Genomic DNA, 12,969 nt, shown 5'->3' with positions numbered 1-12,969 from the left:
CGGGGCAGGGACCGGGCCCGTACGGCCCGGCGGGGATAATCGAGCCATGAGCGATGCGCAGACCCCCGCCGGGAGCCCGGAGCGCGGCGGCCCCGAGCCGGAGGAGATCCGGTTCTTCGGCACCACCTGGGTCCACCACGACGGTAGCTACGCCCTGCGCCGGGCCGGCGTCGCGGCGGGCTCGCTCGCGCTCGCCGCGGCCGGCGCGGTCGTGCTGCGGTTCGCCTTCCAGGGCCTGGAGATCGCCGCCGTCGGCCCGTTCGTCGGCATCCTCGTCGTCGCCGGCTTCGCCATCTGCAGCGCACTGGCCTTTCGCCGCACCTGGGACGGCTTCGTGCGCCGCCCCGACCCGGCCGCCCGCGGCGCGGCCGCCTCGTCCGGCCAGAGCCTGATGCTGATCGGCTTCATCGGCTCGCTGCTCGCGTACTTCTGCCGCGGCCTCCTGGAGGCCCCCGGCGAGAAGCTGCACCGCGCCGAGTACACCGCCGCCCGCGAGCGGCACGCGCGCCGCCGCGGCGCCCGCACCGGCAACCCGGCCGCCAAGAGCACTTCGTCCGCCAAGAAGAAGTCCGGCAAGCGCCGCTGAGGCGGGGGCGGCCCGGCCCGCCCGACCGGGTGTCACAGTGCGCCCGCCCGCCTCGTCCTTGAGGCAGGAGCACGGCGAGCGGCGGTCGCCCACGACGGCGGGCGATCGCGTACGACAAGGAGCGGACCATGGCACAGCCGCGGACGAGCGCGGACGACCACCGGGAGACGCCGGCCGGCGACCGGCTGGCGCAGTTCGAGGAGCAGCGCGGGCGGCTGTGGGCCATCGCCTACCGGATCATGGGCACCGTCACCGACGCCGACGACGCCGTGCAGGAGACCTGGCTGCGCTGGCAGGCGCTGCCCGACGAGCCGCCGGTGGCCAGCCCGCGCGCCTTCCTCACCACCGTCGTCAGCCGCATCTGTTACGACCTGCTGGGCTCGGCCCGGGCCCGCCGCGAGACCTATGTCGGCCCCTGGCTGCCGGAGCCGCTGCTCGCCGGGCCGGGCGCCGACGGAGCGCGGCTGCCGGGTCCGCAGGGCGCCGGCGGCCCCGGCCCCGAGGACCGGGTCACGCTCGACGAATCCGTGGGGATGGCCCTGCTGACCGTCCTGGAGCGGCTCACCCCGGCCGAGCGCACCTCCTTCATCCTCCACGACGTCTTCGCGGTGCCCTTCCCGGAGATCGCCGAGGCGGTCGGCCGCACCCCGGACTCCGTGCGGCAACTGGCCTCCCGCGCCCGCAAGCGGGTGCGGGCCGAGGCGCCGCGCCGCACCGTGGACCGCGCCGAGCACCGCCGCACCGTCGAGGCGTTCCTCGCCGCCGTCGTGGGCGGCGACCTCGACGCCCTGCTGGCCGTGCTGGACCCCGAGGTCGTCTGGCGTTCGGACGGCGGCGGCAAGGTCAGCGCCGCCCGCCGGCCGGTGCTGGGCCGCGAGAAGGTCGCCCGCTACGCGCGGGGCCTGGTCGCCCGGGGCAGCGAACTCGGGCCGATCCGGGCCGAGTTGGTGGACGTCAACGGTGCCACCGGCCTGGTCTTCGCCGACGCCGCGGGCCGGCAGTCCGGGGTCTTCGCCTTCACCGTGCACGACGGGCGGATCATCGAGGTGGACGCCGTGATCAACCCCGACAAGCTCGGTCACCTCGACCTCTTCGACCTGCTGTGACCGGGCGGCGCCAGGGCGACGGGCGGCCGTAACGGGGCGGGGCGGCCGTACCGCGACGGCTGGCCGTGCCGGGGCGGGCGGCCGTTCCCTCCGGGCCGCGGGCCGCTGTCACACTCCGGCCCGCCGCGTCGTCCTCCTTGCGGCGCCGCCCGTCCGGGCGCGGCGCCCCTACCCCAGGAGGACGGCATGAAGAGCATGGTGCGGCAGCGGGTCGTGGTCCTCGGCGGCGGCTACGCGGGCATGATGGCCGCGCTGCGGCTCGCCCCGTACGCCCGGGTCACCCTGGTCGACCCCGGCGACCGGTTGACCGAGCGGGTACGGCAGCACGAGCTGGCCGCCGGCCGCCCCGAAGTGGCCCACTCCCGGGCGCGGTTGCTGCACGGCACCGGCGTCGAGCACCTCGCCGCCCGGGCCACCGCCCTGGACGCCGACGCCCGCGCCGTCCACACCGACAGCGGCCGCACCCTCGGCTACGACCGGCTGGTCTACGCCCTCGGCAGCCACACCGACCCGCGCGGGGCCGGTGAAGGCGCCTTCACCGCGGAGAGCTCCGAGGCCCTGCACAAGCGGCTGCTGGACGGGCCGGGCCGGCTGGCCGTGGTCGGCGGCGGACTGACCGGCATCGAGATGGCCGCCGAGATCGCCGAGGCCCACCCGCGGTGGGAGGTCCGCCTGCTGACCGGCGGGGAGATCGGCGGCGGACTGTCGGACCGCGGCCGGGCCCATGTCCGTGCCACCCTGGGCCGGCTGGGCGTCCACGTCGAGGAGGGCCGCCACGTCGCCGGCGCGCACGACGTCGACGCCGACGCCGTGCTGTGGACGGCCGCCATGCGGGCCGCCGGCGGGCTCGCCCACGACGCCGGGCTGGACACCGATCCGGTCAGCGGCCGGATCCGGGTCGACGCGGCGCTGCGCTCGGTCAGCCACCCCGACGTCTACGCGGCGGGCGACGCGGCCGCGGCCCGGGCGCCCCGCGCCGGCGCCCTGCGGATGGCCTGCGCCACCGCCCTGCCCACGGGCGCGCACGCGGCCGGCGCGATCATCGCCGAGTCCCGCGGCGCCGAACCCTCGCCGCTGTCGTTCGCCTACGTCATCCACTGCGTGAGCCTGGGCCGGCGCGACGGCCTGGTCCAGTCCGTACGGGCCGACGACACCCCGCGCGAACGGGTGCTGACGGGCCGCCCGGCCGCCCGCGTCAAGGAGCAGGTGGTCCGCTCCACCCTCCGCCTCCTGAAGCTGACGGCCCGCCACCCGGGCGCCGTGCGGTGGATCCCCGGCATGGGCTAGGGGGTCCCTGCCCGGTCTTTCGTGGGCCGGGCCGCCGCGCGGGGGCGTGTGGTAGCACTGCGTGCATGACGGGCAAGACCACGGAACGCGCTGGTTACCACCACGGCGACCTCCCCGCCGCGCTCACCTCGGCGGCGATCGAGCTCCTGGACGAGCGCGGGATGGACCAGGTGACCGTACGTGAGGTCGCACGCCGGGCGGGGGTGTCGCCGGGTGCGCCGTTCCGGCACTTCGCCGACCGGCAGGCGCTGCTGACGGCGGTCGCCGACCGGATCCTGGCCGACTTCGCGCAGTGGCAGACCGGCATGGTCGCCGGCGCCGAGGGTTCCGTGATGCGCGCCTTCGGCCTGGGCTTCGTCCGCTTCGCGATCCGCCATCCGCGCCGCTTCGAGCTGATCAGGACCAGGGTGTTCGGCGACAGCCGGCCGGCCGAACTGCACCAGCGCCTGACCGACATCGAACGGGCCTTCACCGACATCATCGTCGCCGACCAGAAGGCCGGAGTGCTGCGCCCGGGCGATCCCGCGACGGTGGGCCTGGCGGGTCAGGCCCTGGTCTACGGCCTGTCGCAGATGATCGTCGACGGATATCTGCCACCGGACCGGGCGGAGCGGCTGGCCGAGCAGGCCCTGGACACCTTCGGCGCGGGCATCGCCAACTCCCCCGGCCCCACGGGGTCTTGACCCCCACTCCACCCGCTGATGTAATCGCTGATTACATCAGCCGAGGAGGGTGAGATGCCCCTACCGCGCCCGTCGCGCATCCCGAGGTTCCCCGACCCCGCGGCATCCGGCACGGTGACGATCGAGGTGTCCCCGGCCGAGGCGTACCGCGTCGTCAGCGACCCGCTCGTGATGGTCCGCCTCGGCGAGGAGGCGCACCGCGCCCACTGGCTGGGCGGCGCCACGGCCCCCGCGGTGGGCGCCCGCTTCCGCGGCCACAACCGCAACGGCCTGCGCCGCTGGTACACCGACTGCCGGATCACGGACGCCGATCCGGGCCGGCGCTTCGCCTACGAGGTGACGGCACCGCCCGGCATCCCCATCTCCCGCTGGCAGTACGACATCGCGCCCGCGGCGCAGGGCTGCACCGTCACCGAGACCAACTGGCTGCGGGTGCCGCTGTGGTTCCTCCCCGTCGCCCTCCTCGTCACCGGCGTCTTCGACCGCGTCGGCGCCAACCACACCCACATCGGCAGCACACTGCAGCGCCTCAAGCACCATCTGGAGTCACCCCCGCCCGGCGCCGCCGACAGCCCGCGGCACGGCGAGCGCCGCGTGGGGTGAGGCGGCGCGGGGCGAAGCGGTGCGCGGGCGACCGGGTGCAGCGACTCCCGCCCCGGCCCGACCGGCCCCCGCGGGCCGCAGGGCAGGGGCGGGCCCAGTGGAACCACCCCAGGAAGGAAGGCACGCATATGCACGAGGTACGCGGCTTACTCGCTCCTGACGCGTTCAGAGGTGTCGTCGCCACGGTCATGGACAACAACCCCGGCATGGACGAGCCGACGGCCGGGCGGGTGGTGAGCGAAGCCCTCAAGTTCGTCGTGGCCGCCGCGAAGTTCCCGGCGGCAGCCGTCCGGCCCTCACGCCTGGTCGACGAGGGATGGCACGCCCTCATCCTGCACACCGCGCTCTACGCCGAGCTGTGCGCCCGGCTCGGACGCTGCGTGCACCACTACCCCGACGAACCCGGCGCCTTTGTGCACGGCGCGGACGGACACCTGCCGACCGTGGCCCTGATCGAGGAGGCGGGGTACAGCGCGGACAAGGAACTGTGGCCGGCCTCGACGGGCCCGCTCACCCCGGCGGGGGCGAAGTGCCGGCGCAAGCCCCACCCGGGCGGCGGCTGCGGCACCTCGTCCTGCGGCTCGTCCTGCGGGTCGTCGTGCGGCTCGGGCTGCGGTGGGGGAGGGGGCGACTAGGGCCTGTCCGACGGGTCCTGGCCGGGTCCGCTCCGGGCCGGACCGCGCCCCGCCGGAGCCGGCGGCCGTCCGCGGTGTGCGTGCGCGGGCGGGCGGCCGCTCGGTACTCCCCGTCGCTCAGTACTCCCAGTCCGGCTTCCCCTTGCCGTAGAGCCAGTCGGCGAACAGATCCTTCAGATCCACGTCCGTGCGCGCCTGGCAGAAGGCGATGAAGTCCTTCGAATCGGCGTTGCCGTAGCGGTGCTCGGCGGGCCACTCCTTGAGGATCTTGAAGAAGGTCTTGTCGCCGACGGCCTTGCGCAGCTGCTGGAGCACCATCGCGCCGCGCTCGTAGACGGGCGTCCCGGTCACGTCCTTCGCCCCGGCCGGCTTGCCCGCGGGGAATTCCCAGCGCTCGTTGTCCTCGTCGTCCTTGTAGAGCGCGTCGAACTGCTGCTGCGGCGTCTTGCCGCCCTCGTGCTCCTCCCACAGCCACTCGGCGTAGGTCGCGAAGCCCTCGTTGAGCCAGGTGTCCCGCCAGGTCTTCGGCGTCACCGAGTCGCCGAACCACTGGTGGGCCATCTCGTGCACCACGGTCACGGTGTCCGGCGCCCCGGCGTAGACCGGCTTGGTCTGGGACTCCAGGGCGTACCAGTCGATCCGCTCCGGGGTGTGGTCGACGATCGCGCCCGCCGAGGAGAAGGGGTACTTCCCGAACAGCCCGCTCTCCCACTTGATGATCTCCGGCAGCCGCTCCAGCGGCTCCTTGCTCGCCTTGGCCTCCGCCGGGTCCACCGCGACGTACAGCGGCAGCCCGTCCGGTGTGCGGGACGTGCGGACGTCGAACTTCCCGATGGTGGCGGTGGCCAGATAGGTGGCCATCGGCTGCGGGTTGTGCCACTCGAACGTGGCCTTGCCCTTGGAGACCTTCTCCGACCGCAGCTCCCCGTTGGCGACGGCGGTGTACTGCCGCGGCACGGTGATCTTGAAGTCGTAGGCGGCCTTGTCGCCGGGGTGGTTGTTCCCGGGGAACCACGTCATGGCCCCCGCGGGCTGGCCCGACACGAACGCGCCGTCGGCGGTCTTGACCCAGCCCTCCGTCGACCCGTCCGGATCCTCCATCTCCTGCGGGGTCCCGCCGTAGTCGACGGCCGCACGGAACTGCGCGCCCTTGGCGATCCCGTCCTGCGGAGTCACCGTCAGCTTGTGCCCCTTGCGGGAGAACGCGGCGTCCTCGCCGTCGACCCGGACGGCGGACACCCGCAGCCCCTGCAGATCCAGTTTGAACGAGCGCAGATCCTGCGTGGCCCGGGCGGTGATCTCGGCGGTGGCGTCCAGATGCCGGTGTTTGACGTCGTAGTCGAGATCGAGTCCGTAATGGCTGACCCGGTAGCCGCCGTTGCCCAGCGCCGGGAAGAGCGGGTCGCCCACCCCGCCGCTGCCCGCCGTCCCCTGGGCGCTGACGGCCGCGCTCGTGCACGAGGACAGCAGCAGGGCGACGGACAGGGCCGCGGTCGCACCGCAGCAGCGAAGGGGCCGGCGGTTCACAGCGCTCCTAGGGTCGGTGATCACAAGTTCCCCGACCCTAAGGTCTTTTCCGCCGCTACGCCCCTCCGCTACCGCTTGGGGCGCATTACGGGGCGACGGACGGCGCGGTGTGCTGCGCGGTTCCCTCCGGGCCGCGGCGCTGCTCCTCCCAGTTGCCGAGCGCGGCCGCACACGCGTGGTCCAGGTGGCGCAGCCCGGACAGGTCCAGCTCGATCTCCCGGTCCCGGGGCAGCGCCTCCAACTGGTCGAGCAGCCTGGGCAGCCGCAGGAAGGTGGCGTTGCCGACGGCCCGTACGCGGACGGGCCGCCGGGAGCCCGGCGCGGACGTCCCCTCGGGCTCCTCCAGTCCCACGATCTCCAGATGCACATGCGAGGTCGCCCACGCCGACTTGGCGATCGCCATCAGCAGCCCCAGCAGCACCCCCTCGAACATGTTGGTGGCCACGATCGCCACCGCGGTGGCGGCCAGCACCACGGCCTCACCCCGGTGCTCCCGCCACAGCGGGCGCCACTCCTTGACCGGGAGCAGCTTCCATCCGGCGTGCACCAGCACACCGGCCAGCGCCGCGATCGGCACCGAGCCCAGCGCCGCCGGGAACGCCGCCGCGAAGACCAGCAGCCACACCCCGTGCAGCACCCGGGACGCCTTCGTGCGCGCACCGGCCCGCACGTTCGCGGAGCTGCGGACGATCACCGCGGTCATCGGCAGCGCGCCGAGCAGCCCGCAGACCGTGTTGCCGGCGCCCTGCGCCATCAGTTCCTTGTCGTAGTCGGTCTTCGGCCCGTCGTGCAGCCGGTCCACCGCGGCCGCGCTGAACAGCGACTCCGCCGACGCGATCAGCGTGAACGCGAGCACGGTGCCCAGCGCACCGGCCACCGCCCCCGCCTCCACCAGCCGCGCGAAGTCCGCCCCGCCCGGCGGCTGTACGACATCCAGCAGGCCCTCCACTTCGACCCGCGCCACCGGCAGGTCCCAGACGAACACCACGGCGGTCGCCAGGGCCACCGCCACCAGCGGCGCCGGCAGCACCCGCGCCGCCCGCCGCCACCGTGGCCACAGCGCCAGCAGCACCATGGTCGAGGCGCCGATCGCCAGCGCCGTCAGCGCGGTCTGCGACCCGGCGGTATCCGCCGCGAGCCGCGGCAGCCCGGCCAGGTTCGCCGGGCCGCCACCGGGCGCCTCGGCGTCCACCAGGGTGTACAACTGCCCGGCGATCAGCACCAGTCCGATACCGGCCAGCATTCCCTGGACGACCGCGACCGAGATGGCCCGAAACCAGCGGCCCAGCCGCAGCGCCCCCATGACCAGCTGCAGCAGCCCGGCGATCAGCACCAGCGCGCCCAGCGCGCCGAGCCCGTACTCCTGCACGGCCTCGTAGACCAGCACGGTCAGCCCGGCGGCCGGCCCGCTGACCTGCAGACTGCTGCCCGGCAGCAGCCCGGTGAGCAGCCCCCCGACGATCCCGGTGAGCAGTCCCAGCTCGGCCGGCACCCCGGAGGCGACGGCCACCCCGACACACAGCGGGACGGCGACGAGGAAGACGACGAGCGAAGCGGTGAAGTCGGCGCGCAGGACCGACAGCGAAGGCCGTGCCGAGCGGGAGGGCGGGGAGGATATCGACTGCCGGGACGGGTGTGAGCGGGCAATACGGAACCTACGCATGACGTGCCTCCAGCGGATGGGAGATGCGGCGGCGCACGCGCGGACACCGGCACCGGCCCGGAATCGGGCACGGCAAGCAGGCGCAGGGCGACCTGGGCCGGCCTGCTTCGCCGGCTGCCGTGCGGTGCCGTGCGGCGCGCGCCATGAAGGGTGTGGCGATGACGGCTGGATCCGTCGGGATGCGCGGGCCGGGGAAGGCCCTGGGGCAGCTCTCGGCTCGCCGTGCTCAGCAGCGGAAGACGAGGTGATGGACCGGCAGCTCGCCTGATCTCGACACGGGCACGGCCTGACGGCCGGTCAGCGGGGCGGCCAGGCGCAGCCCGCCCTCGGACCGTACGGGAGCGTCGGTCGACACGGCCGTGCCGGGCGGTGCGGGCACGCGGAACGTGGCCGCGGAGCGCCCGCCGCGACGTGGCAGACAGCGGCCGAGGGCGGCTTCGGGGTCCTCGGAGGGGTCCGAGGCCACCGGGGCGGCGCTCGCGGAACCGGCACCGGAGGCGCTGTTCCTGGCGGGCGCGGCCGCCGCGTCGGTTCCGAACGCGCCGTCGGCGGCGGTCGGCAGGGCCAGGACGACGGCCATGAGGATCAACAGGAGCCGCACGAAACGGCCCACCTGGATCTTCGCCATCGACGCCCCTTCCGGCGCGGCTGGACAGGTCACCCCATTGTGTCGAGCCCGGCAGGCCCCGCCGCAAGTCGATATGTGATCGACCTGTGAACGCGGAGTTATCGGACAGGAGGGAAGGGTTCCGTTCGCGCCGGCGGCCGCCAAAGTGCGATTCATGCTTCAACGCGCTGTATCGCACACCACTCCGCCGAGTTGTTCACCCCGATGGCTCAACGCTTGACGCCCCACCCCGCCCGGCGCATTATTCATCGCATGATGAATTACGGTGACGGTGCCGCCGCCGAGCCCGCCGTCCACGCCCACGACCTCACCGTCGTCCGAGGCGGCCGCACCGTCCTCGACGCCCTCACCTGCCACGTCCCCCGCGGCCGCATCACCGGCCTCCTCGGCCCCTCCGGCTGCGGCAAATCCACCCTCCTGCGCGCCGTCGTCGGCACCCAGGCCCACGTCACCGGCACCCTCGACGTCCTCGGCCACCCCGCGGGCGCCCCCGCACTGCGCCCCCGCATCGGCTACGTCACCCAGGACCCGTCCGTCTACGACGACCTCACGGTCCGCCAGAACCTCGACTACTTCGCCGCGGTCCTGCACCCCGGCCGGGCCGCCCGCGACCACCGCCGCACCGGCGTCGCCCGCGCCATCGAGGACGTCGACCTCACCCGCCACGCCGACGTCCTCGCCGGCCGCCTCTCCGGCGGCCAGCGCAGCCGCGTCTCCCTCGCGGTGGCCCTCCTCGGCGCCCCCGAGCTCCTCGTCCTCGACGAACCCACCGTCGGCCTGGACCCCGTCCTGCGCCGCGACCTGTGGAACCTCTTCCACACCCTCGCCGCCGACCGGGGCACCACCCTCCTGGTGTCCTCCCACGTCATGGACGAGGCCGAGCGCTGCGACCGCCTCCTGCTGATGCGCGAGGGCCGCTTCCTGGCCGAGGACACCCCGCGGGCCCTCCGCGACCGCACCGGCGCGCCCACCGTCGAGGCCGCCTTCCTCCACCTCGTCGACCAGGCCGGGGCCGCCGCCCCGCACCACGACACCACCACCCAGGAGCCGGCCCGATGACCGCCACCGCACCCCCGCCCGCCGCGGCCCCCCGCCCGCACACCGCGCCGATCTCCCCGTCCCGCACCCTGGCCACCGCCGCCCGCGTCCTGCGCCAGCTGCGCCACGACCGCCGCACCCTCGCGATGATGCTGGTCGTGCCGTGCGTGATGATCGCCCTGCTCCGCTACGTCTTCGACGCCCGCCCGGAGACCTTCGACAGCATCGGGGCCTCCCTCCTCGGCATCTTCCCGATGATCACGATGTTCCTGGTGACCTCCATCGCCACCCTGCGCGAACGCACCTCGGGCACCCTGGAACGCCTGCTCGCCATGCCCCTGGGCAAGGCCGACCTGATCGGCGGCTACGCCCTGGCCTTCGGCCTGCTGGCGGTCGTCCAGTCCGCCCTCGCCACGGCGCTGTCCCTGTGGGCCCTGGGCCTCGACACCGTCGGCTCCCCCTGGCTGCTCCTGCTCGTCGCCGTCCTGGACGCCGTCCTGGGCACCGCCCTCGGCCTCTTCGTCTCGGCCTTCGCCGCCTCCGAGTTCCAGGCCGTGCAGTTCCTGCCCGCCGTCCTGATGCCCCAGCTCCTGCTCTGCGGCCTGTTCACCCCGCGCGACACCATGCACCCCGCCCTCGAAGCGCTCTCCGACGCCCTGCCGATGTCCTACGCCGTCGACGGCATGAACGAGGTCCTGCACCACCCCGACATCACCGGCGACTTCGTCCGCGACGCGGTCGTCGTCACCGGCTGCGCCCTCCTCGTCCTCGCCCTCGGCGCCGCCACCCTCCGCCGCCGTACGAGGTGACACCGTCTTGGCCCTCGGAACGCACCCGCGCCCCGCGCCGCCCGGGTGCGAGGATGACGGCGTAACCGACCAGGCACCACCGGCGAGGTGAACCGCAGCATGACCCAGAAGGTCGCCGTACTCGGCACCGGAAAAATCGGCGAAGCCCTCCTCAGCGGCATGATCCGAGGCGGCTGGGCGCCCTCCGACCTCCTGGTCACCGCCCGCCGCCAGGAACGCGCCGAACAGCTCCATGCCCGCTACGGCGTGGAAGCCGTCAGCAACGCCGAGGCCGCCAAGTCCGCCGACACCCTCATCCTCACCGTCAAGCCGCAGGACATGGGCACCCTCCTGCGGGAACTCGCTCCGCACGTCCCCGTCGACCGCCTGGTCATCAGCGGCGCGGCCGGCATCCCCACCTCCTACTTCGAGGAGCGGCTGACCGCCGGCACCCCGGTCGTCCGGGTCATGACGAACACCCCCGCCCTCGTCGACGAGGCGATGTCCGTCATCTCCGCCGGCTCCCACGCCAGCGCCGCCCACCTCACCCTCGCCGAGGAGATCTTCGCAACCGTCGGCAAGACCCTCCGCGTCCCCGAGACCCAGCAGGACGCCGCCACCGCCCTCTCCGGCTCCGGCCCGGCGTACTTCTACTTCCTCGTCGAGGCCATGACCGACGCCGGCATCCTGCTCGGCCTGCCCCGGGACAAGGCCCACGACCTCATCGTCCAGGCCGCCATCGGCGCCGCAGTGATGCTCCGCGACAGCGGCGAACACCCCGTCAAACTCCGCGAGAACGTCACGTCCCCGGCCGGCACCACCATCAACGCCATCCGCGAACTCGAGAACCACGGCGTCCGCGCCGCCCTGATCGCCGCCCTGGAAGCCGCCCGCGACCGCAGCCGCGAACTGGCCACCGGCAACGGCTGACCCCGCGGCGGGGCAGCCGGCCCCCGGACCGGCTGCCCCCGGGGGAGAACACGCCTCAGGCCAGCAACCCCATCGCCCGATAGGCCGCATCCACCCGCGGCCTGGCGATCGCCCGGGCCCGCTCCGCCCCGGCCCGCAGCACCGCGTCCACCGCCGACGGATCCGCCGCCAGTTCCGCATGCCTGCTCCGCACCGGCCGCAGCATCTCCACCACCGCCTCCGCGGTGTCCTTCTTCAGCGCCCCGTACGAGGAGTACTCCCCGGCCAGCCGCTGCGGATCCCCACCCGTACAGGCGGCCAGCACATCCAGGAGATTGGCCACCCCCGGCCGCTCCGCCCGGTCGTGCACCACATCGCTCCCGCCATCGGTGACCGCCCGCATCACCTTCTTCCGGACCACCTCCGGCTCGTCCAGCAAATACACCACCCCTGCCGTCCTGGCGTGCGACTTGCCCATCTTGGACGTCGGCTCCTGCAGATCCATCACCCGCGCCGCCACCGCCGGATGCGTCGCCCTGGGCACGACGAACGTCGGCCCGTACCGCTGGTTGAACCGCACCGCCAGATCCCGCGTCAGCTCCACATGCTGCGCCTGGTCCTCCCCGACCGGCACCTCCTGCGCCCCGTACGCCAGGATGTCCGCCGCCATCAGCGCCGGATAGGTCAGCAGAGACAGCCGCACACTCCCGCCCCGCGCCTGCTCCCGCGCGGCCTTCTCCTTGTACTGGATCATGCGCCGCATCTCCCCGTCGGAGGCCGTGCACTCCATCAGATACGACAGCCGCACATGCTCGTCGACCTGGCTCTGCGCGAACACCGTGCACAGCTCCGGATCCAGCCCGGCGGCCAGCAGCAGCGTCGCGGCCTGCCGACTCAGCCGCCGCAACCGCGCCGGATCGTGCTCGACGGTGAGCGCATGCAGATCCACCACGCAGAACAGCGCCTCCGCACGGTGCTGGTCCACCTCGACCCACCGCCGCATCGCCCCGAGGTAGTTCCCCAGCGTCAGATGCCCCGTGGGCTGCACTCCACTGAAGATCCGAGTACGCGCCGTCACCGTCGTCGCCATCGCCATCTCGCCCGTCCTTCTCTCCCGCACTCCGCTGAGTGCGCGTCGAGACCGCCGACTTCGCCGGCCGGCTACGAGAGGGGGATACGCGAACGGCCGCCGAAGCGGCGGCCGTGGTCATGCATGCGCTGTGGTTCGGCCGCCGTCAGGCGAGCCACCACTGCTGTACGAGCGCATGCGTAGTCATGCCGCAAACGTACACCGCGAACCCGGGCCCGGCACGGGTTTGAACAACCCCGCGCCCTCGTGTAGTGTCCTCCGAGTTGCCACGGAGCCGATCGGCCCCGGACAACCATCCCGCCGCTTCGCGGCACACCACTACCGCACGACTCCTCACCGGGAACAATTTCGGCATGCCGAAATTCGGACCGCGGCGCGATTATGCGCCGACGAGGAATCCCGCTAAAGTAGTGATCACGCCGAAAG

Annotated in this window: 13 protein-coding genes; 9 read left to right on the top strand and 4 right to left on the bottom strand. The window is 73.7% G+C overall.

The features are described from left to right. Positions 1–46 precede the first annotated feature (46 nt). From AC0680_RS05425 to AC0680_RS05400, 6 genes are all read left to right on the top strand, one after another. Positions 47–586 (top strand): hypothetical protein, encoded by a 540-nt coding sequence (locus tag AC0680_RS05425; protein ID WP_478625136.1) that lies wholly within the window; start codon positions 47–49, stop codon positions 584–586. 128 nt (positions 587–714) lie between these two features. Next, positions 715–1,692 carry an RNA polymerase sigma factor SigJ gene (gene sigJ / locus AC0680_RS05420; protein ID WP_478625134.1) on the top strand — a complete coding sequence of 326 codons (978 nt, stop codon included), beginning with the start codon at positions 715–717 and terminating at the stop codon, positions 1,690–1,692. A 186-nt stretch (positions 1,693–1,878) separates the two neighbouring features. Then, positions 1,879–2,979 (top strand): NAD(P)/FAD-dependent oxidoreductase, encoded by a 1,101-nt coding sequence (locus AC0680_RS05415; protein WP_478625132.1) that lies wholly within the window; start codon positions 1,879–1,881, stop codon positions 2,977–2,979. Between the two features lie 65 nt (positions 2,980–3,044). Beyond that, positions 3,045–3,662: a TetR/AcrR family transcriptional regulator gene (locus AC0680_RS05410; RefSeq protein WP_478625130.1), complete on the top strand. Its 618-nt coding sequence runs from the start codon at positions 3,045–3,047 to the stop codon at positions 3,660–3,662. Between the two features lie 54 nt (positions 3,663–3,716). Beyond that, a complete protein-coding gene (locus AC0680_RS05405; RefSeq protein WP_478625128.1) occupies positions 3,717–4,265 on the top strand; it encodes an SRPBCC family protein in 549 nt (182 codons plus the stop codon). Positions 4,266–4,393: 128 nt separating this feature from the next. Further along, positions 4,394–4,900, top strand: coding sequence for a glycine-rich domain-containing protein (locus AC0680_RS05400; RefSeq protein ID WP_478625125.1), 507 nt, complete (start codon positions 4,394–4,396; stop codon positions 4,898–4,900). 117 nt (positions 4,901–5,017) lie between these two features. Here AC0680_RS05400 and AC0680_RS05395 read toward each other — a convergent pair whose 3' ends face one another. The 3 genes from AC0680_RS05395 to AC0680_RS05385 all read right to left on the bottom strand — a co-directional run bounded on the left by AC0680_RS05395 (position 5,018) and on the right by AC0680_RS05385 (position 8,718). After that, positions 5,018–6,427: a M1 family metallopeptidase gene (locus AC0680_RS05395; RefSeq protein ID WP_478625123.1), complete on the bottom strand. Its 1,410-nt coding sequence runs from the start codon at positions 6,425–6,427 to the stop codon at positions 5,018–5,020. Between the two features lie 85 nt (positions 6,428–6,512). Continuing rightward, a complete protein-coding gene (locus tag AC0680_RS05390; protein ID WP_478625120.1) occupies positions 6,513–8,090 on the bottom strand; it encodes a SulP family inorganic anion transporter in 1,578 nt (525 codons plus the stop codon). A gap of 226 nt (positions 8,091–8,316) precedes the next feature. Next, a complete protein-coding gene (locus tag AC0680_RS05385) occupies positions 8,317–8,718 on the bottom strand; it encodes a hypothetical protein (protein ID WP_478625118.1) in 402 nt (133 codons plus the stop codon). 252 nt (positions 8,719–8,970) lie between these two features. On the opposite strand from AC0680_RS05385, the gene AC0680_RS05380 reads away from it, so the two are divergent. The 3 genes from AC0680_RS05380 to proC all read left to right on the top strand — a co-directional run bounded on the left by AC0680_RS05380 (position 8,971) and on the right by proC (position 11,474). Next, positions 8,971–9,777 (top strand): ABC transporter ATP-binding protein, encoded by an 807-nt coding sequence (locus AC0680_RS05380; protein WP_478625115.1) that lies wholly within the window; start codon positions 8,971–8,973, stop codon positions 9,775–9,777. Further along, on the top strand, positions 9,774–10,565 hold the full coding sequence (locus AC0680_RS05375) for an ABC transporter permease (protein ID WP_478625113.1): 792 nt from the start codon (positions 9,774–9,776) through the stop codon (positions 10,563–10,565). The genes AC0680_RS05380 and AC0680_RS05375 overlap by 4 nt, the downstream gene beginning before the upstream one ends. Positions 10,566–10,664: 99 nt before the next feature. After that, on the top strand, positions 10,665–11,474 hold the full coding sequence (proC, locus tag AC0680_RS05370; RefSeq protein WP_468983564.1) for a pyrroline-5-carboxylate reductase: 810 nt from the start codon (positions 10,665–10,667) through the stop codon (positions 11,472–11,474). 55 nt (positions 11,475–11,529) lie between these two features. Here the strand turns inward: proC and trpS are convergent, their stop codons facing one another. Beyond that, positions 11,530–12,543, bottom strand: coding sequence for a tryptophan--tRNA ligase (gene trpS / locus AC0680_RS05365; RefSeq protein WP_478625711.1), 1,014 nt, complete (start codon positions 12,541–12,543; stop codon positions 11,530–11,532). Positions 12,544–12,969 lie beyond the last annotated feature (426 nt).

It is taken from the genome of Streptomyces sp. NPDC043738 (assembly GCF_056436545.1).
This window is presented reverse-complemented; position numbering and strand designations above follow the sequence as displayed.

Bases quoted from the DNA above. Each gene is read 5' to 3' on its own strand.
- AC0680_RS05425 (WP_478625136.1), top strand. From the start codon at position 47: ATGAGCGATGCGCAGACCCCCGCCGGGAGCCCGGAGCGCGGCGGCCCC.
- sigJ (WP_478625134.1), top strand. From the start codon at position 715: ATGGCACAGCCGCGGACGAGCGCGGACGACCACCGGGAGACGCCGGCC.
- AC0680_RS05415 (WP_478625132.1), top strand. From the start codon at position 1,879: ATGAAGAGCATGGTGCGGCAGCGGGTCGTGGTCCTCGGCGGCGGCTAC.
- AC0680_RS05410 (WP_478625130.1), top strand. From the start codon at position 3,045: ATGACGGGCAAGACCACGGAACGCGCTGGTTACCACCACGGCGACCTC.
- AC0680_RS05405 (WP_478625128.1), top strand. From the start codon at position 3,717: ATGCCCCTACCGCGCCCGTCGCGCATCCCGAGGTTCCCCGACCCCGCG.
- AC0680_RS05400 (WP_478625125.1), top strand. From the start codon at position 4,394: ATGCACGAGGTACGCGGCTTACTCGCTCCTGACGCGTTCAGAGGTGTC.
- AC0680_RS05390 (WP_478625120.1), bottom strand. From the start codon at position 8,090: ATGCGTAGGTTCCGTATTGCCCGCTCACACCCGTCCCGGCAGTCGATA.
- AC0680_RS05385 (WP_478625118.1), bottom strand. From the start codon at position 8,718: ATGGCGAAGATCCAGGTGGGCCGTTTCGTGCGGCTCCTGTTGATCCTC.
- AC0680_RS05380 (WP_478625115.1), top strand. From the start codon at position 8,971: ATGATGAATTACGGTGACGGTGCCGCCGCCGAGCCCGCCGTCCACGCC.
- AC0680_RS05375 (WP_478625113.1), top strand. From the start codon at position 9,774: ATGACCGCCACCGCACCCCCGCCCGCCGCGGCCCCCCGCCCGCACACC.
- proC (WP_468983564.1), top strand. From the start codon at position 10,665: ATGACCCAGAAGGTCGCCGTACTCGGCACCGGAAAAATCGGCGAAGCC.
- trpS (WP_478625711.1), bottom strand. From the start codon at position 12,543: ATGGCGACGACGGTGACGGCGCGTACTCGGATCTTCAGTGGAGTGCAG.